Genomic DNA, 21,648 nt, shown 5'->3' with positions numbered 1-21,648 from the left:
TGCTTTGCAGGCCTGCAATTTTGCAATTCTGCAATCCGGGTGAGGGCGCTGTTGGCTGGAGAGATGCCGGTTGCGGGGTGCACGAGTGAGGAGACCGTATAGCGCCTGTAAAGCTAGTCAGTCGCTATACGAGCCGACATTTGTTCGCAATTTGACAGCTCACCAATCAACCAGTCGCCCTGGACTGCTTTCACCATGAATCCCCAGCATCGCGTCAATACCATCATCCCATCAAAGAGCTTCGTAGCACAGAGCTTCAAACCGCCCACCTCCACATCGGAGGCTCAGGACCGCCCGCTTTGCAGCCCCCACTTTGATCGTATCGCCGTCTTCGGCGGACTGCATCACAAGCCAATTGGGGAACTGTTCTACAAGCTATATGAGGACGAGCCTGTTGCCGTGGGATCGGCTGCATTCAAGCCCAACCGCAGCCGCGCGCCGGATGACGTGTACATCCGTTCACGCGATATCGAGGGGCGCAGCAACCCCATGGCCAACAAGCTAGAGTTCAACTGTTGCCCACCGCAAATCCTTCAGGGGCACAACTTCTTCGGCCATAACTCACTGCAGGATTACGTGACGGCGATCTTCGAGCAGCAGGTCGACAAGTTCAACCTGCGCCCCAGCGCCGAGGAACGGCATCGCTGGCATTATGGTGATGTGGATCTCAGCCATGTGCACCTCTGCGCAAACTTCTGGTTTCCAGAAGGCTCGCAGCGCATGGCCATCGACGCGATAGATGCCAACAACGTCGAAGGCAAGCACCGGGACGACGAAACCTGCATCAGTCTGGGCTACAACGGTGATTCTCGCTCCGAGTACCGTTCCGTCACGGCGTATGACAAGCATGTTCTGCTGTCCAAGCTGTGGAAGAGGCCGGGGCACTACCAGTCCCGCATTTTGCGCACTTCCCGCCGCTCGTTTCGCGTCGAGATCAAGTTGTTTCGCCGCCTGCTCAAGGAACAGGGGCTTGCCAAGGTACGCGACTGGCGCAATCAGGACGTGTCCGCGCTGTACTTCAAGTATCTGGCGGCGTTCAATATTGCCAACTCGTTCCAGCCGCTGCTGACGCCGGATGAATGCACGGGGCTGAAGCGAGGAGCGTTGAGGGCCTACACGCTCTGGCTCAACGGTGAAGACCTTTCGCGTCACTACGGGCGCACCACTGTTGCCAAGTACATCAAGGAAGTTCGGGGCACGATTGGCATTGACATGGCGGCCCATCGCCGACCCGAGAAGCTGCCGCCGCTGAACCTGGCTGAACTCCTGGTACCGGAGAACGTCGTGCCGGTGCCGCGTTGGGGCATAGAGAGTGGCCGTTACTGGTGGCCCGGTCGCGCCGAAGAGGAGTACGGCGCGCGCTTGTTGCTGCCTGACGAAGCTGCGCCCGAGCCACCACAAATCTGGACGCCCGACGCGGGGGACTTCGTGTACGACGAAGAGCTTGACCGGCTGGCACTCTGATCGCTTAGTCGCTGCTGAATCGGCACTGGATGACCTCCACGCAATTTGTTGATCGTCATTGGCTATCAACAACAAGGAGGTCCACCATGTCCGTTCGTCTATGTCGTTGGGGCAACTCAGTTGGCCTGCGGTTGCCCAAATCTTTGCTGCAAACGGCAGGGCTGGCCGCTGGGGGCTACGTCTCTTTGCGCGTCCTGGATAACGGGGATATTCGCGTGCGGTCGATGAACGGCAGTGTCCCAGCAGAGGCCATTGCTGAAACTCCCGCCCCGCAGGCGGCCGATGCTGGCGACGGCTGGGGTGACCAATGGTGAGGGTGTTGCTTCGCGTCTTCGACGAGCCCGGGGGCCGACTGTGGATCATCGGACAACCCGTCAACGTCGCCCTGCGTGACCTTGGGCATTTGCTTGTGCGGGCTACTTTGCTGAGTACCGGCACCGCTTGCTTGTAATCCTGATGCAACGTTAGCAGCTGTGACGCTATGTACCTCGTTGGCACCTCTGCAATTTCACTTCCGAGTACCGCATTCAGACACCCCCACTTACCGCTGTACAGACATCAGCAGCTTCAATAGAATGGGAGTTGGTCGCACGTCGGCCAGCCCGCTCACACTGGCGAAGCCGTTTCGGCAACGTGTTCCGCAGCAATTGCGGAATGGCCTCGTTGGCAGCCTTGTTCTGCCATGCAGACTCATTGTGTGGGCGCATTGATGTCGCATGGCATAACCAAGGAGCCAATATGACGGCCTCATTTACCATTGCCCAAGTTGAACGTTTCAAGCGCGAAGCCAAACGGCTACATCGCGACACCAATATTTCTCATAGCCAAGCATTGGATCAAATAGCAAGTGCCAATGGCTATCGCAATTGGTCATTGCTTGCGAAGCACAGCGATGCACACGGTACACCCAAAGCGAAGAATGCGCGTCCGCCGTTCCGATTTATCCGCACGCCGGAAATAATGCGTTTGGCCCTGCTCAAGGTGCCAGAGCCTCGCGGCTGGGGTCACCCCACCAGGACCGATTACGCACAGCAGCAAGTAGAAGATCTTTCGTCAGCCTTCACATCTCCGCAGAATGCAGTTGAGTTCGCAATCGACTACGTGACCTGCCTGCTAACAGTCCCGCGCTTTAAGCTCTACTCAGCAGCTCCTGCCTACTGGGAGATGCGGTCATGGTTACCCTATTCCTGTCATTCTGTTGACGATGGCACGCACATCCTCGTGAATCGCAGCTATAAGCCGGTAGGGCAAGTAAGTAAGGAGTGGGCGAACTATGCGGAATTCCCAAACCCTCACGCTCACTTCGCGAACGATCTCCGCAGTAACTTCACAGCCCAAGGCTCTAGCGATGGATATCTTTTCAACGACGGTTGTCCCCCTTGGCATTCCCGAGTTGATGCGACCGCCTACTTGGATCGTCTCCGTGTCCTAAATCAAGTATTGAATAACTACAACTGACAAGATCAATCACCTGTGTTGGTGAGATTCAGCAACACAGGATTGGACTCGTAATTGGCTACGGTGCGCGAGTCAACAGCCATTCGCTAACTATCGACAAGTGCGTGTTATCGCTACTCGGCTCACGCACGGCCGACAATGGTAGGCTGGCAAGCTGCACGTTCTGTCGGTCGGCCCTCATTGGCACCTCGGTGAGCACCCAAGAGGCAGCGATGCCGGTTTGTGCTTATCAGGTGGTCAGCAATCGCTCTCTATCGCCTTACAGCCAGTCGTAACTGATCCGCACTTAACTCAGGCAACGATGTTTGGCTATGATTCCAGGAGTCCTCGAATGTATCTTCTTCGCTACCTTTCTAGGAAAGCGAGGCTGAGGCTGATGTGACTCCCTTCCGTGCGTCGCTGCCTCCCAATATACCGCCCCAATCTCAAATTCCATAGTGCGGAACAACAGTTGACAGAGGCAAATCAATTACTGTACATAATCACAGCTGCGTAAAAGCGGAACTGACGCGCGACCAACATTCCCTTCGTTAGTGCAGTGTGGCGCGATATCTGAATGCGCTCATTACACGAAGAACCACCACAGACCAAATGAAGATGCAAACCTTCCGCTTCGTCGACCTGTTCGCTGGCCTTGGCGGCTTTCACCTTGCACTCGACCGTCTCGGCGGTCAGTGTGTTTTCGCCGCTGAATGGAAGGAGCACCTACGGGATCTGTACGAGGAGAACTTCGGACTGCGTCCGGAGGGTGATATCACCCTGGTAAACCCGCAAGACATCCCGGATCACGACGTACTGACAGCGGGCTTTCCCTGCCAGCCATTCTCCAAGGCCGGTGAGCAACTCGGCTTCGAGTGCACAGAACAAGGCAACCTCTTCTTCAACGTCGCTGCCATCCTCAAGCAAAAGAAGCCTACTTACTTCATCCTTGAGAACGTACCCAATCTGCTGAAGCATGATGAAGGGCGGACGTGGCATGAAATTCAGAAAGTCCTGCGTGAGGAATTGGGTTATCACATTCGTGCGGAACGGTTCTCTCCGCATCACTTTGGCATCCCGCAAATTCGGGAGCGCCTTTATATCGTTGGTTCCCGCCTACCACTCGACAGGTTCGAGTGGCCTGAGACGAGCGATGCTGAAACCAATATAGGGACAGTCTTGGACGATAACCCACCCAACGCGAAGACGCTATCGGCTCAAGTGAGGGAGTGTCTGGAGGTATGGGATGAGTTCCTTAAGGCACTTCCTGCTAGTGTGGAGTTGCCGTCATTCCCGCTGTGGTCTATGGAATGGGGGGCGACCTATCCGTACGAAGAAACGACTCCTTACGATCTGCAGGAACAATTTGGATACGACGGCCTAAAAGGCTTCAAAGGTAGCCACGGTGTAAAGATTGGTTACCTGAAGACCTTTGAAGAGCGATGGGCGGCGCTTCCTAGCCACGCTCGCACGCATCAAGTGAGGTTCCCGAAATGGAAACAGGACTTCATCCGCCAGAACCGTCAGTTCTACGAACACAACAAGGCGTGGATTGACCCGTGGCTGCCCAAGATACTCAAGTTCCCTTCGAGCTTGCAGAAGTTCGAATGGAACATCAAGGGCGGCGAGCGCAACATCTGGGACTACGTCATCCAATTTCGCGCTTCAGGCGTGCGCGTGAAACGCCGCACAACAGCCCCCAGTCTGATTGCAATGACAGATACGCAAATCCCAATCATTGGCTGGCAGAAGCGTTATATGACACCCCACGAGTGCGCGCGTCTTCAGAGCCTTGATGGTCTAAAGAAGCTGCCGAATAGCCCGACGAAGGCGTTCGCAGCTCTTGGCAACGCAGTGAACTCCGATGTCGTAGAGATGGTAGCCAAGGCTCTCCTCCGGCAAGGGCTGCCGAAAGCCATAACCCCAGCGCGAGCTAGTGACTTCGCTGGAGTGCCCGAGGAATGCTGAATCGCACTAAGGTTCAAGAAGTTGCGGCGGTCGGGATTCGCCCCAATTCGTCCATACTTTCGGTTCTCTCTCACCTTAACTACAAAGCTTGGTACGCTGTTGCTGAATTCGTTGACAACAGCATTCAGAGCTACCTGTCCAATCGTGAAGAGTTGCGTGCACTTCACGGAGTTGGGTACAAGTTGACGGTTCGGGTGTGGCTCGATCAGCAGAACAAGTTGATTGAAGTCACTGATAACGCTGCAGGCATCAAAGGCGCCGACTATCCCCGTGCTTTTCGTCCTGCCGAGATACCCACGGACCGCACGGGGCTATCGGAATTCGGCATGGGAATGAAGACGGCTGCATGCTGGTTCACTCACACTTGGAACGTGCGGAGCAAGGCTCTAGACGAGCCAGTTGAACGTCTGATTCGGTTCAACCTAAATGAAATTATCGACGGTCGGCTAGAGCATCTTCCTGTCCTCGAAACGCCTGCAAGCAAGGACGCTCACTTCACTGTTTTGCGCCTTGAGAACCTAGGCAAGAAGTTCCCAGTCAAACGAACGCAAAAGAAGCTGCGGGACCACCTCGCAAGCATCTATCGCATCTACTTACGCAGCGGTGAGATTGAACTCTACTTCGATGAAGAGCGCGAGCCAATGAAGTTCGACGAGCCAGACGTACTCGTCGCACCGCCCTACAACTCGCCAACCTCTCTTCCGATTCGATGGTACAAGGAAATCGAAATTTCGCTGAGCGGCAACCGCCGCGTGCACGGCTTCGCTGCAATTAGGCGAGAAGCGTCGACGACTCACGCAGGGTTTGCATTGTTCCGCAGGAACCGACTGATTTTGGGTAGTGACGACGAAACCTATCGTCCACAAGACATCTTCGGCAACTCCAACAGCTTCAGATACCAGCGTCTGTTTGGGGAACTCCACGTAGAAGGTTTCGAGGTCAGCCACACCAAAGACGGATTTCGCTGGGATGACCTCGAAGAAGAGTTGCTTCAAAAGCTTCGAGACAGCCTACGCGACGGAATGGATTTGCTGAAACAAGCGGACAACTATCGCGCTCGCCCCTCCAAGAGTGCATTGCAGCCAATGCTGAGCCGAGCAGGCACTGCCATGGCTGCAGACTTGACCAAGTTCGGGGGTGATGCCCTCTCAATCAAAGGGTCAGGCGCCGGGGTCCTATCTGCTACCACCGGGACGGCACCAGCCGACGTCTTTATAGCCACTGAGACTAAGTTCAGCTTGCTAGTAGACAGCCAGAAATGGAACGTGACCGTGCGTGCCGCCGTCGACCCGGCGCTCAATGAATGGGTTCGCATCGGTAAAGGTGACAACCGGCAGCTTGAGGGAATGCCTATACGGGACATCATCGTCGACGTTTCGATGGCGCATCCGTTCGTGCAGCAGTTCATTGGATCGAAGAATGAGAATGCGGAATTATTCCTACGTTTCGCCGTTGGCTTGGCGTTGGCGGCCGAGAAGTCAGCGAGGGCGGGGTACCCCGTCACCCTTGCCATGCATTGGTTTAACAGACTCCTGAGAGAGTCACTTTCGGGAGCAGTAGATTGACCATCACAGTGCGAGAACTTAAAGACGTCAGGCCGCCGCTGCTTTGGGAGCCTCGGGAAGGCGCAGAAACCTCACGCTTTGTTGAGCGCAAGCACGTTCAGACTGGCATTCCCAAGAACGCACTTGAGAATGTCGTCTTCGAAGCTCAGCAAATCCTTGGCAGATGCGTGGACCCGAAAGGCCCTCCTGGACAGCGCACCGGCCTTGTGGTGGGATACGTGCAAAGTGGTAAGACCCTTTCATTTACGACGCTGACGGCACTCGCGCACGATAACGGGTTTGCGCTCGTCGTTCTAATCGCGGGCACGCTAGAGAACTTGAAGCAGCAGACCCTTGACCGACTGACATCGGACCTAGAACTGACGGCGAGCGGAGTCATCCGTCCCTGGCTTCTGGTGCACCAGCCTTCCGAGAACACCTCTGACGCTGCACTGCTACGGCAGCATCTTAAGAATTGGACTGACCCGTCCTACCCTCAGCACAAGAAGCGAGTTTGCGTCGCGGTTGTCCTTAAGCATCCCAAACGGATAGCAAACCTTCGTGACTGCTTGAAAGGCGTCGAACTCGCGAAAATCCCAACACTCGTGATTGATGACGAGGCTGACCAAGCGAGTTTGAATACGTTTGCTGCCTCAAACCAAGCAAAGGGCACTAACCGCACGAGCGCGAATTACCGCGAGGTACTCGCGCTGAAGCAGGTGTTCCCGCATCACACGTACGTCCAATATACGGCTACCCCGCAGGCAAACTTGCTCATCAACCTCGTCGACCACCTGTCTCCGGAGTTCGCCGAATTGGTATCGCCTGGCGCTGGCTACGTCGGCGGTGCGACGCTGTTCAAGCCGATGGGGGGCTATGCGAAGACCATTCCCGACTCGGAAGCTTCAGCCAAGCTTTCAACCTCGTCAGCGCCTCCAGCTACATTGGTGAATGCGCTACGAATGTACCTCCTCGCCGCATGCGCATCGGAGGTGAAACGGGAAGGCGCCAACAGAACGATGATGGTTCACCCGTCTCAGCAAACAGGGCCACACAACGACTATCTTCATTGGATTGACGAACTCATCGATGCGTGGCGCGCAATCGTCTCGACTGATGACCACCAACTCAGGCAAGACTTCTTTGATGGATTCCGTGAGGTCTACCAGGATCTTGAAGGGACCTCAAACGGTGAACTGCCTTCTTTCGATGAGTTGATTGCTCAGTTAGGGGTTGTGCTGCGCACCGTCATGGTTCGCGAGGTCAACTCCACTGGCTCTGGCTCAGCACCTATCAACTGGAGTGCGAGCGAATACTGGATTTTAGTTGGTGGCGCGAAGCTCGACCGGGGCTTCACGGTCGAGGGGCTGATCGTCACATACATGCCTCGGCCACTAGCGACTGGGCACGCGGATAGCCTGCAGCAAAGAGCTCGCTTCTACGGCTATAAACAGCGATACCTAGGCTACTGCCGCGTCTACCTTCAAGGAGATGTTCGTGTGGCGTTTGAAAAGTACGTCGAACATGAGGCGGACATCCACCACAGCCTTAATGGCCAACGGGGCTACGAACTCAAAGCTTGGGCACGGCAATTCATCCTGGACAGCAGCATGAAGCCGACGCGCAAAGGTGTCATCGGAATTCCACACCAGGAGTTCCTCGCTCCAGGCTGGATTGAGCCTGCCGCCGCCCACATCGACACACAGTGTGTGAGGTTAAATCGTGAGGTTTTCATGGAGTTTCTGGGGCAACTGAAGGCATACCCTCCTGGGAAGCCAGCACAGGAAGCACATCCAGATCTTTTTATCGACAAACGGGTCAAGTCGGAACCCAACCTTTTATATGAAGCGGTTCCGTTGGATGTGGTGGTTCGGGATCTCCTCAGAAAGCTGCAGATGGGGCTTCAAAGTGACGAACTTGAAAAGTCTGCCGCTATCGTCGCGCTTGAGCGTCTACGAGATGAAGGGCAGACACATGTGGATGTGTTCCTGATTGCCAATGGGGTATCGCAGACTCGTAGCAAGAAGAAGTCCGACAACGTCATCAACCAGATTGCTCAGGGCAAATCGCCCGCAGGAAAGGTTGATCGCTCGCTTTTGACCTACGGCGGTGACCGTAGCTTTGTCGCACCTGAACGCGTGTCGCTTCATCTTCGCTACTTCACGCTGCTTAACGCGGATACAAAAGCGCCCGAGGAGTCGGATGTGCCGTGGTTCGCGGTCCATATCCCAGAGAAGCTGGAAAAAAACTTCCTGCTGCAGAAGGATGCGTTATGACGAAGACTACTTCTCTGTGGGAACGCTTTCAGGCCTTAAAGCCTACAGAAGACGCGAGCGCCGTCACAGCAATCCCTTGCGGCTCCAGCAAGCAACATTTGCTTGTCCGCGGCGTCCTTGGAGAGCCCGCACTGCTGCTCGCGACCGAAACCAGAGCATCCCCAAGAGTTGATATTCGTCTCAAGCACGTAGGTGTGCAGTTCGACCGAAGGTTTGAGATTGCAAATGGAGACGACGGCAGTACGGTGGTGGGAAACTTCTGCAAGTTCATCTGTGATCCTTCGGACTTACACCTCCACCAGTACTTTGTGGAGTTGATGTCGGCAACAGCCAGTACGCATCCCGGTGTGCTCTCTGCGCAAACGACAGACGAAGTGGTAGATGTGCTGCTGGAGCTCTTTCGCAAGCTTTCTCTGCCGGCTGACCAGTCGGTAACAGGCTTGTGGGGGGAGTTACTGCTCATGCATTTAGCTGTCTCGCCAGAGAAGTTTGTAGATGCGTGGCACTTACGGGCGACAGATGGTTTCGACTTTGCGTTCCCCGACAAGAGGATTGAGGTGAAGGCAACCGAGCGCCCCTCTCGTGAGCATGACTTCTCCCTCAAGCAGGTCCGTTCTGGCCGTGAGACCGATTTCGTCGCGTCCATCACCCTGGCTCGCTCCTCAGCGGGCCTATCTGCGCTAGACCTAGGGCGACTTATTGCAGAGAGATTAGATGCAGCGCAACAAGCCAAGCTTTGGCGGCTTGTTCTCGAAACACTCGGAGGAGATGCTGACGGTGAACATCGCTTCGACGCGAAGAGTGCATCGGACGGGCTAGTTTTCGTCCGCGCCTCCGATGTACCAGCCCCAGAGGTCTCTGCGAGTGTTGCTGCCTTCGTGACCGAAGTTCGATTCCGCTCTAACATCAACGTTCTGTGCTCAACGTCGGCCATCGATAAAGCCAAAATTCTCGGCGGCTGAGACCACCGTCAGCGAGAGGATTGACCGATGTCGGGGATACAACGGTCAGTAGTGGCTACACTTTTTACGCGGTCGGTGTTTGTGGTTGCTGTCACTCGGGCCTCTGAGCACGAGTGCCTTGACTAAGGTTCGACCTGCCACTCACAGCAAACTCGGCGTTTTGCTCCTCGCAATCGGCCTTATGTACTTTACCAACGTCGTACTGGACCGGTGTCCTGTTTGCTCCATGATGGTATGGGTAGCAATCCCAACGCTAGCCGCCTCCGTGCAATAGCCCGCTCGCAAACTATGTCCTGCCACGGATTTTGCGGCTTCTATATTCTTTGCGAGGCTTGTCGTCTCCTTGAGTACAAGAGCTACCGACTGCGGCGTTAGCGCCTTTCCGCAGGCGATCTGGTCATGCCGGTTGATCGCCCTGAACACCGGCCCTTGTTCTATCCCGCTGAGTTTTAGCCACTGCTCCAACGCCTTGACCGGGCAGCGCGAAGACTTCGCACAGGGTATGAACACCGTATGCCCTTTTTCCTGCTGGGTCTTGGTGCGCCGGATGTGAATCTCGATGCCATGGTCTAAAGCAGTGATGTCCTCCTTGCGAATGCTGACCAACTCCGAGCGCCGAAAGGCTCCTGCGAAGCCCACCAGGATCAGCGCCGCATCGCGCGCCGCCTTCATTGGTTTCTGCTTTTCCGCCGTCAACACCAGTTCGATGATGTCGTCCTTGACCAGCGCCTTGACGCGCCGTTGGGCTGTTCCTTTGGTGCGCCGGATGCCCTGCATGGTGCGCTTGACCAGGAAGTCCATGGCGGGTGATGTGTGCCCAGCCTCCAGGTGCGCCCGGTGGATAGCGATCAGCCTGTGCTGCAAGGTGGCCACGGCCAAAGTGTCTGCAAAGTGAGCAAGGTATTCGGCCAGTTTTACCGCCGTCGTTGGGATCGTGCCCCCGTGCGCACGGAAGTGCGCCAAATCGGCCTTGTAGCTCCGGTGCGTGTTGTCGGCCAGCGCCGCCTGGGTATAGCGGTTGACCTGGGCCGAGGGAACTGAGGTCGTTGTACGCTTACCCATGACGTCGCCCCGTGAAATCTGCAGTCGCCCTTCGGCACGGAGCAGCCAGTTCGACGCAGGCCGCAGCTGCATCCCCCAGTTCTGCCAGTAACCACCCGAGTGCCTCGACCGTATCTTGGTCAAACTCCCCGACTTCCACCTGCACCGAGGCGTGAGCCAGCAACTGCCCAACAGCGGAGATCCCCAGTTGCAGGATGCGCTGGAGCAGCTCAGCAGCTTCCGCAAGGCTCACCAGTACAGTGGAGTCGCTGGCATCGAAATCGGGTTGCCCTTGGTCATTGACGACCAGCTTGGGCAGAAGTGCCATCAGGCTACGGCTTGGCCGTGGAGTTTCTGAAGCCCGCATGTCAGTACTCCGAGGGCAGCAGGATGCAAGTGTTATCCCGCTGGCCATTGGCCTCGCTCACCGCTTCAGTGATGACGTAGAGTCGAATGCCGTCCACGATGTAGAGCGACAGCAATCGGCCTCCACTCAGCAAGGCTTGGTCGTTAGCAGCCTTATCGGCTGAGCACAAACCATCGGGGTCAGACCAGTCTCCGCATTGATGACGCTGAAGCAACCGCATCGGGTGGCATTGCGCCTGAGTGAGCAGTTCCAGCGCCCCTGGCGTGGCGACCAGTCGGCCCAGGCCGAACAAGGGCTTGCCAACGAGTCGGCGCAGTTCGATGTCCTTCAGGTGTTTGTAGATCAGAGGGTAGTCGTGCATCTGGAGTTCTCCGCAAAGAAGGAAAAACTCCGGCGCACGCAGCCACCATCCCTCTGGGCTATGCATAACCCGAGGAGTTGGTCAAAAAGAAGGGAAAGGAAGAGGTGATACGTGCTGACGCACGCCGGAGAGTGAGAATGACGGAGGGCCGAATCGCTACCGTCATGACTGCCATGAACTGGCGGTGAATTGATTTTGCTGTGGCCCCGTTGTCGGTGGCAAGCTATTGATAACTTTGCTGCCCCGCACCGGCGAGGTGCCGCTCAATTCGCCGGAGCCTTGATCCAGCCCGCAATCTGATCTACTGCTTCACGCTCCATGCCGATGAATCCATGCCAGTGCTGGCCTGCGCATACATCGCCGCTGGGGTTGGCACCTCCATCAACCAGCATCAGCTTTTTGATCGGAGCGTTGCTCAGTCCTTTGATGATGAAAGGTGTTTCGCTGGCTTGGCAGTGCTTGCAGGCATCTTTGGCATGGTGGTAGACCAGTACCGGAATCTTGATAGCCTTCAGGTCCTGGCGCGGGACAGCACCTGGAGTGGCGAAGCGAACCACGCTAGACGTCAGCACCAGCCCGGCTATGGCTGGATCATGGACGCTGATTGCCGTCGCGGTCGCGGAGACAGTACCGCGACTGGTGCCAATGATCCACACGGGCAGGTCGCTCTTTTGTTTCACGAACTCCAGCACCTTGGCAACGTCGGTCATGTGCTTGGGTTCAGTCCGCTCCGTCCAACCCAGCTCTTCCATGTCGCTGGGCCGTCCGAAGATCGCGACATTGAAGCCATTGGTCAGGAAGTACGGCGCGGAGCGCACCAGGAAGTTGCCCCCGGTGACTTTGCCGTCCTCGAACTTACCGAAGCCACCGCCGCCTCCGGGGAACAGGAACACGGTAGCCTTGGCGTCGGGCGCTACCTCCCAGAACAGCGTTGTAGTGACGCCCTCACGAGTGGGCACTCGGAATAACGCGCCTTCGGCCTGGGCAGTGATGGCCGCTGCAACCAGCGCCAGCCCTGCAAGGATTCTGCGCCAGCGGATCATTTCAATTCCGCCAGTCTCTGCTGGTACGCCGTGGTCACGCATTCCGGCGTCGTACAGACATCGCGGACGGCACGCCGCCACTGGGCCTGATGCTGCTTGATCCCCTCTGGATTACTGGACGCCGACAACGCTGCCTTGTACGCCGCTACCGTCCGGGCATCGGCCGCCGCCAATTCCGGGCTGGAACAGATCATCTTTTCGACGGACGTGGATGCCTTCGCGCAATCGAAGCTGGGGCCTGTGGGTGCGATGGCCTCCGCGCTTGAGGCCATTCCGCTACGTCCAGACACCTCCATGGGAACGGGATTCGTTGTGGCGGCAGGCGCTGCTGGCACGGCAAAGCGTGGGTAGGTCGCTGGTGCCGTCACGATTTCCACCATGTTGAACGCAGGCATACCCGTAAAGTGCCACCCGCTCTCGGCCTTGCCCATACGGCCCGTGCCGCGGACTTTGATTGAGACAGGGGCTGCGTTCTGCCCCGCCTTGACGGCCTCATCGGCCTTGGCGCGCATGACCTGCAAGCGAGTCACGGCTTCCAGCGTCTCGCAGGGCATGATCTGAACCAGCCGAGCGTCCATCGCATTGAGCTGTTGCTCGGCCTGGGTGATGGCCGCGACATTTCCCGTGGCCTGGGCCTGTTCCAGTGCCATCTTGGCGGGCAGTTGCTGGCCTGCCAGATGCGACCATTCTGCGAACAGCTTTGCCGCAGCCTCTGCGCCACCCTTGATGCTCATCGTGTGGGTGAACGTCACGTCGTAGGACTTGCCGTTGGCGGCGCCATCGACCTTCTTCACCTCCGACAGTTCCAGGATGGGGCAGGCATAGGCTTCTGTCAGGTCCTTTTGAATGTCGGCCGTCTCCGGCTGGGAAGAGCACCCGGCCAGGGTCACGGTGGTTGCCAACGCGGCAATCCACACGCCAAGGGATTTACGCGCAGTGCTACGACAAGTAGTACCAAGAATGAAATCAGCGGTCGCCATTTTGAATATCCAAGATGAACACTATCCGTTTGGTTAATTTGCCAGTTTGCCATAAACAAACGGATAGTTTGTGGACTGATAAGGGGTGAGAAAACAGACTGCCCGGCATGACCCGGGTACTCGTCAACAAGCCGCAACCGCTCGAAGCTCGCTTCGCGCAGGAGCGCGACCGGGTGCAGGCGGCCTTTGGAAAGCGGCTGCGGGAGTTCCGGGTAGAAAAACAGTTGACGCTGGAAATGCTGGCTGAGCGGGCCGACCTGCACGCGAACTATGTAGGGGCAGTGGAGCGCGGCGAGCGTAACCTGAGCCTATACAACATCTGGCGGCTGGCCCAGGGGCTGGGGTTGCCTGCGGACGAGTTAATGCAGGAACTGCCGACGCGCAAGGGCAAGCGTTAGGCAGCCAGATCGACCTCGGCGGAAGCAAGCTGGAGGCGGTTGCACTTGGCGATCCGAGACAGCCGAAATTGTCTCCCGCCCAAGAAGCGGATTGCCAATTGCCAATCGGCGGCTTCTTCGGCCTTGACCAATTGCGGTGCGTTGGTAAGTACCTCGCCCTGAAGGAATAGCGCCGGGTCAACATGGTGCGACCAGTGCGCGCCCGCAGTGATCGGCAGCCAGTCTTCCAACTCTTCGACTTCGCACAGGTTGGCCCGAAAGGGCAAGACCGACGTGGCTCCGTCGAAGCGGCCAAAGGTACTGCCGTGGGGATAAAGCAAGTACCGCACGGGGCAGTAGCACAGCAGCGCGTGGCGCTCGCATTGCAGGGCGATGGCTCCGAAGTGTGTAGGCTTTGCCGAAGGGTTTGCAGAGGGATCGCATACGCGCAGGGCCGTGACCGTCTGGCCTCGCAGCGCGGGGAAAAGGTACGGCCCGCGCATGGGTCACTTCCCAGCGGTCTTCGCCATCTGCGTGACACCGATGAACCACGACGGAGGCAGTCCACTCAACTCGGCGGTGCCTACACGCAGGTGCAGTTTGCTATCTGCATGCGGGTAGGGGTCAACCAAGTAGGGCTGCGCTGTCTTTCCATCGCTGGAGGTGCCCCGGTGGTAAAGCGCGCAACGCCCCACCTCCCAGTCGGCGTCGTAATCCACCATCACGATGGCTACCTCGGGCAAGTCCTTGTAGCTGGAGCATTCCTTCCAGACCGTTGCGACGAGGCCGCCTCCTGCCAGCAGCTTGGCGATCATGTCGCCATCGATCCACGCATGAAAGGGGCCTACCTTCGGCAAGCCTAACCCCTCCGCCTGGCGGAAGATCGCATCCGTGGTCTTGCCGGTCAGCATGGAAATCACCGCAAAGATGTCGTCGTGCCGACCTTGCTGGGCGACGCGTCTAAAAGTAGGTTGGAATGAGGTTGGGTTAGGGGTTGTTGCCATGTGGTGTGCTCCTGTGCAGAAATGAAAAGCGCACAGCAGTGCCGGCCTCTGCGGCATGGGGCGGTCAGAGACTTGGCTATCAGCGAGGGGGGATGACAAATCGGCCCTGATGACGAGGGCGCTGCCGTGCGAGTGGATACCGTGCGCTACGCAATGACTTGGAGCGACGGCTTTTTAACCGTACCACGGGGCTCATGCACAGATCGACCACTGAAAAACTTTGCAGTCCTGCACAGACTGCGATGGCTCAGCGTGATGGAGCTTGGAGCACACTCAAAAAGACAAAAGCCGCAACGATTGCTCGCTGCGGCTTTTGATATTTGCTTTGATAAGTGCTGCCTGCTAAAATTTAAAATTCCCTTAGCAATCAAACACTTACGAGCTTTGTATGGCGGAGAGGGCGGGATTCGAACCCGCGGTGGGGATTAACCCACACACGCTTTCCAGGCGTGCGACTTAAACCGCTCATCCACCTCTCCGAAGCCCGCTACTATAACATTGCTTTTGGATCGGATGGCGCAGCCCACAGAATTTCTTTGCGCACGCGCTGCGGTCGAGGGTCGCCCTGGGAATGATTGGGTGTAGGCTGCTTGCATGACCACTTCCATCATTCCTACTCTTTCACAGGCGCCTTCTGAAGGCGGTGCTCCCGTCTCGCGTTTGGCGGTGCGCCGTGTGGCCATCGACACCTGGCGCGAGAACGTTGCTTACCTGCACCGTGACTGTGCTGTGTACCGTGCGGAGGGTTTCCAGGCGTTGTCCAAGATTGAGGTGCGCGCCAATGGCCGGCGCATTCTGGCCACGGTGAACGTGGTGGATGACCTCGGCATCGTTGCGTGCGATGAGCTGGGGCTGTCCGAAGACGCCTTTGCCCTTTTGGGTGTGGAGGCTGGCTACAAGGTGGCGGTAGCGCAGGCCGAGCCTCCCGAATCCATGGGGGCGCTGTTCCGCAAGATCGCGGGGGAGCGCCTGCGGCGCGAGGACCTGCGTGCCATCGTGCGTGATATCGCCGAGCACCGCTATTCCAAGATCGAGCTCACGGCCTTCGTTGTCGCGTGCAACCGCGACGAGTTGGACCGCGAAGAAGTGTTCTTCCTCTCCGACGCCATGGTGGCCACGGGCCAGCGGCTCGATTGGCACGAAGGCTTGGTGGTGGACAAGCACTGCATCGGCGGTATCCCGGGCAACCGTACCTCCATGCTGGTCGTGCCTATTGTGGCGGCGCACGGCATGCTGTGCCCCAAGACGTCGTCGCGCGCCATCACATCGCCGGCGGGCACAGCCGACACCATGGAGGTGCTGGCCAATGTCGAGCTGCCGCTGCAAGACCTGCAGCGCATCGTGCGCGACCACCGCGGCTGCTTGGCCTGGGGGGGCACGGCGCAGCTCTCGCCCGCCGACGATGTGCTGATCTCTGTCGAGCGCCCGCTGTCCATCGACTCGCCGGGGCAGATGGTGGCGTCCATCCTGTCGAAGAAGATCGCCGCAGGCTCTACCCACCTGGTGCTCGACATCCCTATCGGCCCCACGGCCAAAGTGCGCTCCATGCCTGAAGCGCAGCGCTTGCGCCGCCTGTTTGAGTACGTGGCGCAGCGCCTGGGCCTGTCGCTCGACGTGGTCATTACCGACGGACGTCAGCCCATCGGAAACGGCATTGGCCCGGTGCTGGAAGCGCGCGACGTGATGCGCGTGCTGGAAAACGATCCGCGCGCGCCCAATGATCTGCGCCAGAAATCCCTGCGCCTGGCAGGCCGCCTGATCGAGTGCGACCCAGAGGTGCGCGGCGGCGACGGCTATGCCATCGCACGCGACATCCTTGACTCCGGCCGCGCCTTGTCGCGCATGCAGGCCATCATTGCCGCCCAGGGCGGCAAGGCGTTTGACCACAACCACCCGTGTCTGGGTGCGCTGCATTTTGAAGTTTGCGCCCCGGCTGACGGTGTGGTGGCAGGCATTGACAACCAGCAGATCGCCCGCATCGCCCGCCTGGCTGGCGCGCCCAAGGTGCAGGGCGCGGGCGTCGATTTGCTGTGCAAGCTGGGCGATGCCGTGGTCAGCGGCCAGCCGCTGTACCGCGTGCATGCCGACTTCCCGGCCGATTTGGAATTTGCCCGCCAGGCCTGCGCGCACGGCAGCGGCTATCGCGTGGGCACCGCCGACGAGGTGCCGCGCGTTTTTGTGGAGTTTTGAACATGACCGGATTGCCCGCAGCCCAAGCCTGTGTGCTGTACTTCGACGATGAACGCCCCGCTGCCGAGCGCCTGGCCGCCGCCAGCGGCCTGGACCTGCGGCCCGTGCAGCGCCATCGTTTTCCGGATGGCGAACTCAAACTGACTTTGCCGGTGGACGGGGCGGGCCAATTGCCCGCGCGCGCCGTGCTGCTGCGCAGCCTCTACCAGCCCAACGACAAGCTGGTCGAACTGCTGCTGGCCGCCCGCGCTGCGCGTGGCCTGGGCGTGCGCCACCTCACGCTGGTGGCGCCGTACTTGGCCTATATGCGCCAGGACATCGCCTTCCATCCCGGCGAAGCCGTGAGCCAGCGCATCGTTGGTCCGTTCCTGGCCAGCCTGTTTGATGCTGTAGTCACCGTTGATCCGCACCTGCATCGCGTTGCCACGCTGCCCGAGGCCGTGCCCGCGGCCCAGGCCGTGGTGGTCAGCGGTGCACCGTTGCTGGCCGACTGGATCGTGCAGCAGCGCCCCGGCGCGCTGCTGGTGGGCCCTGATGGCGAATCGGCCCAGTGGGTGGCCCAGGCCGCCCAGCGCCACGGGCTGCAGCATGCCGTGTGCACCAAAGAGCGCCATGGCGACCGCAGCGTCACCATCGCTCTGCCGCCGCTGGACGTGCGGGGCCGGGCCGTGGTGCTGCTCGACGATATGGCCAGCACTGGCCATACCCTGGCGCAGGCGACGTGCCTGCTGCTGCAGGCGGGCGCCGCCTCGGTCGATGTGGCGGTGACCCATGCCCTCATCCCGCCCGACGGGCTTGCCGCGCTGCACGAGGCGGGCGTGGGCTGCTTCTGGAGCACCGATTGCGGGGCCCATGCCAGCAATGCCGTAGCCATGGCTCCGGCCCTGGCCGAGGCCCTGGCGCAGGTGGCTGCCGCGCTGGAGTGAGCTGGGGAACTCCTTTTTTAATAGCTGCTGGCGCTTGCTCAGCAAGGGCTGGTGCCATATTTGGCTTCAAGCGACTCAGCCCGCCCGTTGCTGCACCCGCAGCCACGCGTTCGAGAGGCTTGCAAAGGACCGTGGCAATGCGTACGTTGGCGTGTAGCTTTCAAGGGAGGAAAAATTGCTCGCACAGCGGCCAAGGGTGGTAGACGCAACCAACAGGTGGGCTGAGAGGTGGAAATGCAAAACGGGCCACAAGGGCCCGTGAGTCATGAATGCTTGAAGTGGAGGGCGGGATTCGAACCCGCGCTGGGGATTAGCCCACACACGCTTTCCAGGCGTGCGACTTAAACCGCTCATCCGCATCTCCGCATCTCCGCATCTCCGCATCTCCGCATCTCCGCATCTCCGCATCTCCGCAGCCCGCTGCAACAACATTGCTGTTGGAGCGGATGGCGCATCCCGCAGAATTTCTTTGCGCATATGCTGCGCTCAGGAAGCGCGTTGTGTCGTCTGCACCATCTTCATGGCCGATCCGATCAGGGCGGACACTTCGGTCATGTTGCTCGGCACGATAAGGGTGGTGGCTGCGTCGGCGGCTACCTGGCTGTAGGCATCCACGGCTTTTTCTGCCACTTTGAGCTGTACGGCTTGCTCTCCCCCTGGCTGGCGGATGGCCGCAGCCACGCGTTCAATGGCCTGTGCGGTGGCCTCGGCCACAGCCTTGATGGATTCGGCTTCGCCCTGGGCCTTGTTGATGGCGGCCTGCTTTTCACCTTCAGAGCGGGCGATGAAGGCCTCGCGCTCGCCGGTGGCGATGTTGATTTGCTCCTGGCGGCGGCCTTCGGATGCGGCAATCAAGGCTCGCTTTTCACGCTCGGCCGTGATTTGCTGCTGCATGGCGTGCAGGATTTCCTTCGGTGGCGTCAAGTCCTTGATTTCATAACGCAGCACCTTCACGCCCCAGTTCAAGGCGGCTTCGTCAATGGCCTGCACCACCTGGGCGTTGATGATGTCGCGTTCTTCAAAGGTCTTGTCCAGCTCCAGCTTGCCGATCACTGAACGCAGCGAGGTTTGCGCCAGCTGGGTCACCGCCATGATGTAGTTGCTGGAGCCGTAACTGGCGCGCATGGGGTCTGTGACCTGAAAGTACAGGATGCCGTCCACCTGCAACTGTGTGTTGTCTTTGGTGATGCAAATTTGGCTGGGCACGTCGAGCGGAATTTCCTTGAGGCTGTGCCGATAGGCCACGCGGTCCACAAAAGGCACCAGAAAGTTGAGGCCAGGGGTGAGGGTGCCAGCGTATTTGCCCAGACGTTCTTTGACCCAGGCGTTTTGTTGTGGAACGACCTTGACGGAGCGGGCGATGAAGATGACCGCGATGATCAGGATGACGATGGCAATTTCCATGGATGCGCCTTTCGGTTGCGATGTGAAAAACAAAGGGGTGACTAGAGCGGATCTACCAGCAGACGGTTGCCCACCAGCTCGGCAACGCGGTGTGGGCCGGTCGATGGCTGCACGCCTTGCCGGTGGATGGCCACCCAGTTGGCACCCCGGTATTTGACCGAGCTGGTGCCGTCCGCATTCCAGCTCTCGATCATGACGGTTTCGCCCACGTCCAGGTTCACGCTGCGGTCGGCCCTGGCAGATGGATCGCCGGGGCGTTTGCGCCGCAGGGCATGCCAGCCCACCACCGAACCACCGCCGACCAGGGCCGCCGTGAGGATCTGCACGGTGGTCGATGCGCCCAAATGGGCTGCAATGCCCGCCGCACCCACGCCCACGGCCAGCATGAGCAGATAAAAAGTGCCGGTGAGCAGTTCTGCTACCACCAGCCCTCCCGCCAGCAACCACCAGATGGTGGATTCCTCCATGGAGCCTCCTTGCGCAGATGCGCCTGTGTGATGTGTTTAGTGCACCACATTCTGGGTCAAAAGGATGGAGCTTCAAAGGCAGGACACCGTTATTCCGTACACTTCGCGCCTATTTTGTTTTTTGGCCGGGCAGGGCACGGTTTCACGGAGGCTGCGCATGAAGTTTCGCTTTCCCATCATCATCATCGATGAGGACTATCGTTCCGAGAACACTTCGGGTCTCGGCATCCGCGCTTTGGCGCAGGCCATCGAGGCCGAGGGCTTTGAGGTGGTGGGGGTGACCAGTTATGGTGACCTGTCGCAGTTTGCGCAGCAGCAAAGCCGTGCCAGCGCGTTCATCTTGTCGATTGACGACGAGGAATTTACGGGCGGCGATGAACTGGACCCCATCGTGCTGAACCTGCGCCACTTCATCGGTGAAGTGCGTCGCAAGAACTCCGAAGTGCCCATTTATGTGCACGGCGAAACCAAGACCAGCCGCCACCTGCCCAACGACATCCTGCGCGAGCTGCACGGCTTCATCCACATGTTCGAGGACACCCCCGAATTCGTGGCCAAGCACATCATCCGTGAGGCCAAGAGCTACCTTGAAAGCGTGCAGCCGCCGTTCTTCAAGGCGCTGCTGGACTACGCCGAAGACGGCTCTTACAGCTGGCACTGCCCCGGTCACTCGGGCGGCGTGGCGTTCTTGAAGAGCCCGGTGGGCCAGATGTACCACCAGTTTTACGGCGAGAACATGCTGCGCGCCGACGTGTGCAACGCGGTGGAAGAATTGGGCCAGCTGCTGGACCACAACGGTGCCATTGGCGAATCTGAACGGAATGCGGCGCGCATCTTCAATGCCGACCACTGCTTCTTCGTGACCAACGGCACGTCCACATCGAACAAGATGGTGTGGCACCACACCGTGGCGCCCGGTGATGTGGTGGTGGTGGACCGCAACTGCCACAAGTCCATCCTGCACAGCATCATCATGACCGGGGCCATCCCCGTGTTCCTGAAGCCCACGCGCAACCACTTTGGCATCATCGGGCCCATCCCGCAAAGCGAGTTCGAGCCCGCAGCCATCCAGGCCAAGATCAAGGCCAACCCGTTGCTCAAGGGTGTGGATGCCAAGAAGGTCAAGCCGCGCGTGCTGACGCTCACGCAATCCACCTACGACGGCGTGCTCTACAACACCGAAACCATCAAGGGCATGCTCGATGGTTACGTGGACAACCTGCACTTTGACGAGGCCTGGCTGCCCCACGCGGCCTTCCACCCGTTCTATGGCAGCTACCACGCCATGGGCAAGAAGCGCGCGCGCCCCAAGCACTCGGTGGTGTACGCCACGCAGTCCATCCACAAGCTGCTGGCGGGTATCAGCCAGGCATCGCATGTGCTGGTGCAGGACTCGCAAACGGTGAAGCTCGACCGGCCCTTGTTCAACGAGGCCTACCTGATGCACACCTCCACCAGCCCGCAGTACAGCATCATTGCCAGCTGCGACGTGGCTGCCGCCATGATGGAGCCGCCGGGTGGCACCGCGCTGGTGGAAGAAAGCATTCTGGAAGCCCTCGACTTCCGCCGCGCCATGCGCCAGGTGGAAGAAGACTTCGGCAAGAACGACTGGTGGTTCAAGGTCTGGGGCCCTGAAAAGCTCGTGGACGAAGGCATGGGCCGTGCGGAGGACTGGATCATCCGCAGCGATGCCAAGGGCAAGAAGGGCAGCAAGTGGCACGGCTTTGGCCAACTGGCCGACGGCTTCAACATGCTGGACCCGATCAAGTCCACCATCGTCACGCCTGGCCTGAGCCTGGATGGCAAGTTCGACAAGACGGGCATCCCTGCCTCCATC

20 protein-coding genes and 2 tRNA genes are annotated in these 21,648 nt (G+C 58.9%); 11 read left to right on the top strand and 11 right to left on the bottom strand.

Annotated features, from left to right (window positions below; genetic code table 11):
- Window positions 1-195 precede the first annotated feature (195 nt).
- From AADJ04_RS08305 to AADJ04_RS08275, 7 genes are all read left to right on the top strand, one after another.
- Window positions 196-1,464: a phage/plasmid replication protein gene (locus AADJ04_RS08305; RefSeq protein ID WP_135149878.1), complete on the top strand. Its 1,269-nt coding sequence runs from the start codon at window positions 196-198 to the stop codon at window positions 1,462-1,464.
- An 86-nt stretch (window positions 1,465-1,550) separates the two neighbouring features.
- Entirely contained in the window at window positions 1,551-1,778 is a 228-nt protein-coding gene (locus tag AADJ04_RS08300; RefSeq protein WP_196995831.1) for an AbrB/MazE/SpoVT family DNA-binding domain-containing protein, read from the top strand.
- 424 nt (window positions 1,779-2,202) lie between these two features.
- Window positions 2,203-2,922, top strand: coding sequence for a glyoxalase superfamily protein (locus tag AADJ04_RS08295; protein ID WP_341239328.1), 720 nt, complete (start codon window positions 2,203-2,205; stop codon window positions 2,920-2,922).
- A 591-nt stretch (window positions 2,923-3,513) separates the two neighbouring features.
- A complete protein-coding gene (gene dcm / locus AADJ04_RS08290; RefSeq protein WP_341239327.1) occupies window positions 3,514-4,869 on the top strand; it encodes a DNA (cytosine-5-)-methyltransferase in 1,356 nt (451 codons plus the stop codon).
- Entirely contained in the window at window positions 4,863-6,434 is a 1,572-nt protein-coding gene (locus tag AADJ04_RS08285; RefSeq protein ID WP_341239326.1) for an ATP-binding protein, read from the top strand. The genes dcm and AADJ04_RS08285 overlap by 7 nt, the downstream gene beginning before the upstream one ends.
- Window positions 6,431-8,689: a Z1 domain-containing protein gene (locus AADJ04_RS08280; RefSeq protein ID WP_341239325.1), complete on the top strand. Its 2,259-nt coding sequence runs from the start codon at window positions 6,431-6,433 to the stop codon at window positions 8,687-8,689. Before AADJ04_RS08285 ends, AADJ04_RS08280 begins: the two co-directional genes overlap by 4 nt.
- Window positions 8,686-9,651 (top strand): PD-(D/E)XK motif protein, encoded by a 966-nt coding sequence (locus tag AADJ04_RS08275; RefSeq protein WP_341239324.1) that lies wholly within the window; start codon window positions 8,686-8,688, stop codon window positions 9,649-9,651. The genes AADJ04_RS08280 and AADJ04_RS08275 overlap by 4 nt, the downstream gene beginning before the upstream one ends.
- Window positions 9,652-9,792: 141 nt before the next feature.
- On the opposite strand, the gene AADJ04_RS08270 is transcribed toward AADJ04_RS08275, so the two are convergent.
- From AADJ04_RS08270 to AADJ04_RS08250, 5 genes are all read right to left on the bottom strand, one after another.
- Window positions 9,793-10,713 carry a tyrosine-type recombinase/integrase gene (locus AADJ04_RS08270; RefSeq protein WP_341239323.1) on the bottom strand — a complete coding sequence of 307 codons (921 nt, stop codon included), beginning with the start codon at window positions 10,711-10,713 and terminating at the stop codon, window positions 9,793-9,795.
- Window positions 10,706-11,020, bottom strand: coding sequence for a hypothetical protein (locus AADJ04_RS08265; RefSeq protein ID WP_341239322.1), 315 nt, complete (start codon window positions 11,018-11,020; stop codon window positions 10,706-10,708). The genes AADJ04_RS08270 and AADJ04_RS08265 overlap by 8 nt, the downstream gene beginning before the upstream one ends.
- 40 nt (window positions 11,021-11,060) lie before the next feature.
- A complete protein-coding gene (locus AADJ04_RS08260; RefSeq protein WP_341239321.1) occupies window positions 11,061-11,420 on the bottom strand; it encodes a type I restriction endonuclease subunit M in 360 nt (119 codons plus the stop codon).
- Between the two features lie 263 nt (window positions 11,421-11,683).
- Complete coding sequence (locus AADJ04_RS08255) at window positions 11,684-12,463, bottom strand: alpha/beta hydrolase (RefSeq protein WP_341239320.1); 780 nt, start codon at window positions 12,461-12,463, stop codon at window positions 11,684-11,686.
- Window positions 12,460-13,443: a hypothetical protein gene (locus AADJ04_RS08250; protein WP_341239319.1), complete on the bottom strand. Its 984-nt coding sequence runs from the start codon at window positions 13,441-13,443 to the stop codon at window positions 12,460-12,462. The genes AADJ04_RS08255 and AADJ04_RS08250 overlap by 4 nt, the downstream gene beginning before the upstream one ends.
- A gap of 107 nt (window positions 13,444-13,550) precedes the next feature.
- On the opposite strand from AADJ04_RS08250, the gene AADJ04_RS08245 reads away from it, so the two are divergent.
- Window positions 13,551-13,841 carry a helix-turn-helix transcriptional regulator gene (locus AADJ04_RS08245; protein WP_207375689.1) on the top strand — a complete coding sequence of 97 codons (291 nt, stop codon included), beginning with the start codon at window positions 13,551-13,553 and terminating at the stop codon, window positions 13,839-13,841.
- On the opposite strand, the gene AADJ04_RS08240 is transcribed toward AADJ04_RS08245, so the two are convergent.
- From AADJ04_RS08240 to AADJ04_RS08230, 3 genes are all read right to left on the bottom strand, one after another.
- Window positions 13,838-14,323 carry a hypothetical protein gene (locus AADJ04_RS08240; RefSeq protein WP_341239318.1) on the bottom strand — a complete coding sequence of 162 codons (486 nt, stop codon included), beginning with the start codon at window positions 14,321-14,323 and terminating at the stop codon, window positions 13,838-13,840. The two genes, AADJ04_RS08245 and AADJ04_RS08240, sit on opposite strands and share 4 nt — an antisense overlap.
- 3 nt (window positions 14,324-14,326) lie before the next feature.
- Window positions 14,327-14,824 carry a hypothetical protein gene (locus AADJ04_RS08235; RefSeq protein WP_207375691.1) on the bottom strand — a complete coding sequence of 166 codons (498 nt, stop codon included), beginning with the start codon at window positions 14,822-14,824 and terminating at the stop codon, window positions 14,327-14,329.
- A 389-nt stretch (window positions 14,825-15,213) separates the two neighbouring features.
- Window positions 15,214-15,303 (bottom strand) — tRNA-Ser (locus tag AADJ04_RS08230).
- A 115-nt stretch (window positions 15,304-15,418) separates the two neighbouring features.
- On the opposite strand from AADJ04_RS08230, the gene AADJ04_RS08225 reads away from it, so the two are divergent.
- Window positions 15,419-17,014, top strand: coding sequence for a thymidine phosphorylase family protein (locus AADJ04_RS08225; protein WP_341239317.1), 1,596 nt, complete (start codon window positions 15,419-15,421; stop codon window positions 17,012-17,014).
- Between the two features lie 2 nt (window positions 17,015-17,016).
- On the top strand, window positions 17,017-17,940 hold the full coding sequence (locus AADJ04_RS08220; RefSeq protein ID WP_341239316.1) for a ribose-phosphate diphosphokinase: 924 nt from the start codon (window positions 17,017-17,019) through the stop codon (window positions 17,938-17,940).
- Between the two features lie 279 nt (window positions 17,941-18,219).
- Here AADJ04_RS08220 and AADJ04_RS08215 read toward each other — a convergent pair.
- From AADJ04_RS08215 to AADJ04_RS08205, 3 genes are all read right to left on the bottom strand, one after another.
- Window positions 18,220-18,304: transfer RNA gene (locus AADJ04_RS08215), tRNA-Ser, on the bottom strand.
- Window positions 18,305-18,426: 122 nt separating this feature from the next.
- Complete coding sequence (locus tag AADJ04_RS08210; RefSeq protein WP_341239315.1) at window positions 18,427-19,344, bottom strand: stomatin-like protein; 918 nt, start codon at window positions 19,342-19,344, stop codon at window positions 18,427-18,429.
- A 41-nt stretch (window positions 19,345-19,385) separates the two neighbouring features.
- Complete coding sequence (locus AADJ04_RS08205; RefSeq protein ID WP_198847595.1) at window positions 19,386-19,811, bottom strand: NfeD family protein; 426 nt, start codon at window positions 19,809-19,811, stop codon at window positions 19,386-19,388.
- 157 nt (window positions 19,812-19,968) lie between these two features.
- On the opposite strand from AADJ04_RS08205, the gene AADJ04_RS08200 reads away from it, so the two are divergent.
- The coding region (locus AADJ04_RS08200) for an Orn/Lys/Arg decarboxylase N-terminal domain-containing protein (RefSeq protein ID WP_341239314.1) at window positions 19,969-21,648 on the top strand (1,680 nt) is incomplete at its 3' end.

The sequence above is a fragment of the uncultured Acidovorax sp. genome, from assembly GCF_964021665.1.
GTDB lineage: Bacteria > Pseudomonadota > Gammaproteobacteria > Burkholderiales > Burkholderiaceae_C > Acidovorax > Acidovorax temperans.
The sequence above is the reverse complement of the archived record's forward strand: the minus strand, read 5'-3'. Positions and strand labels throughout refer to the sequence as shown.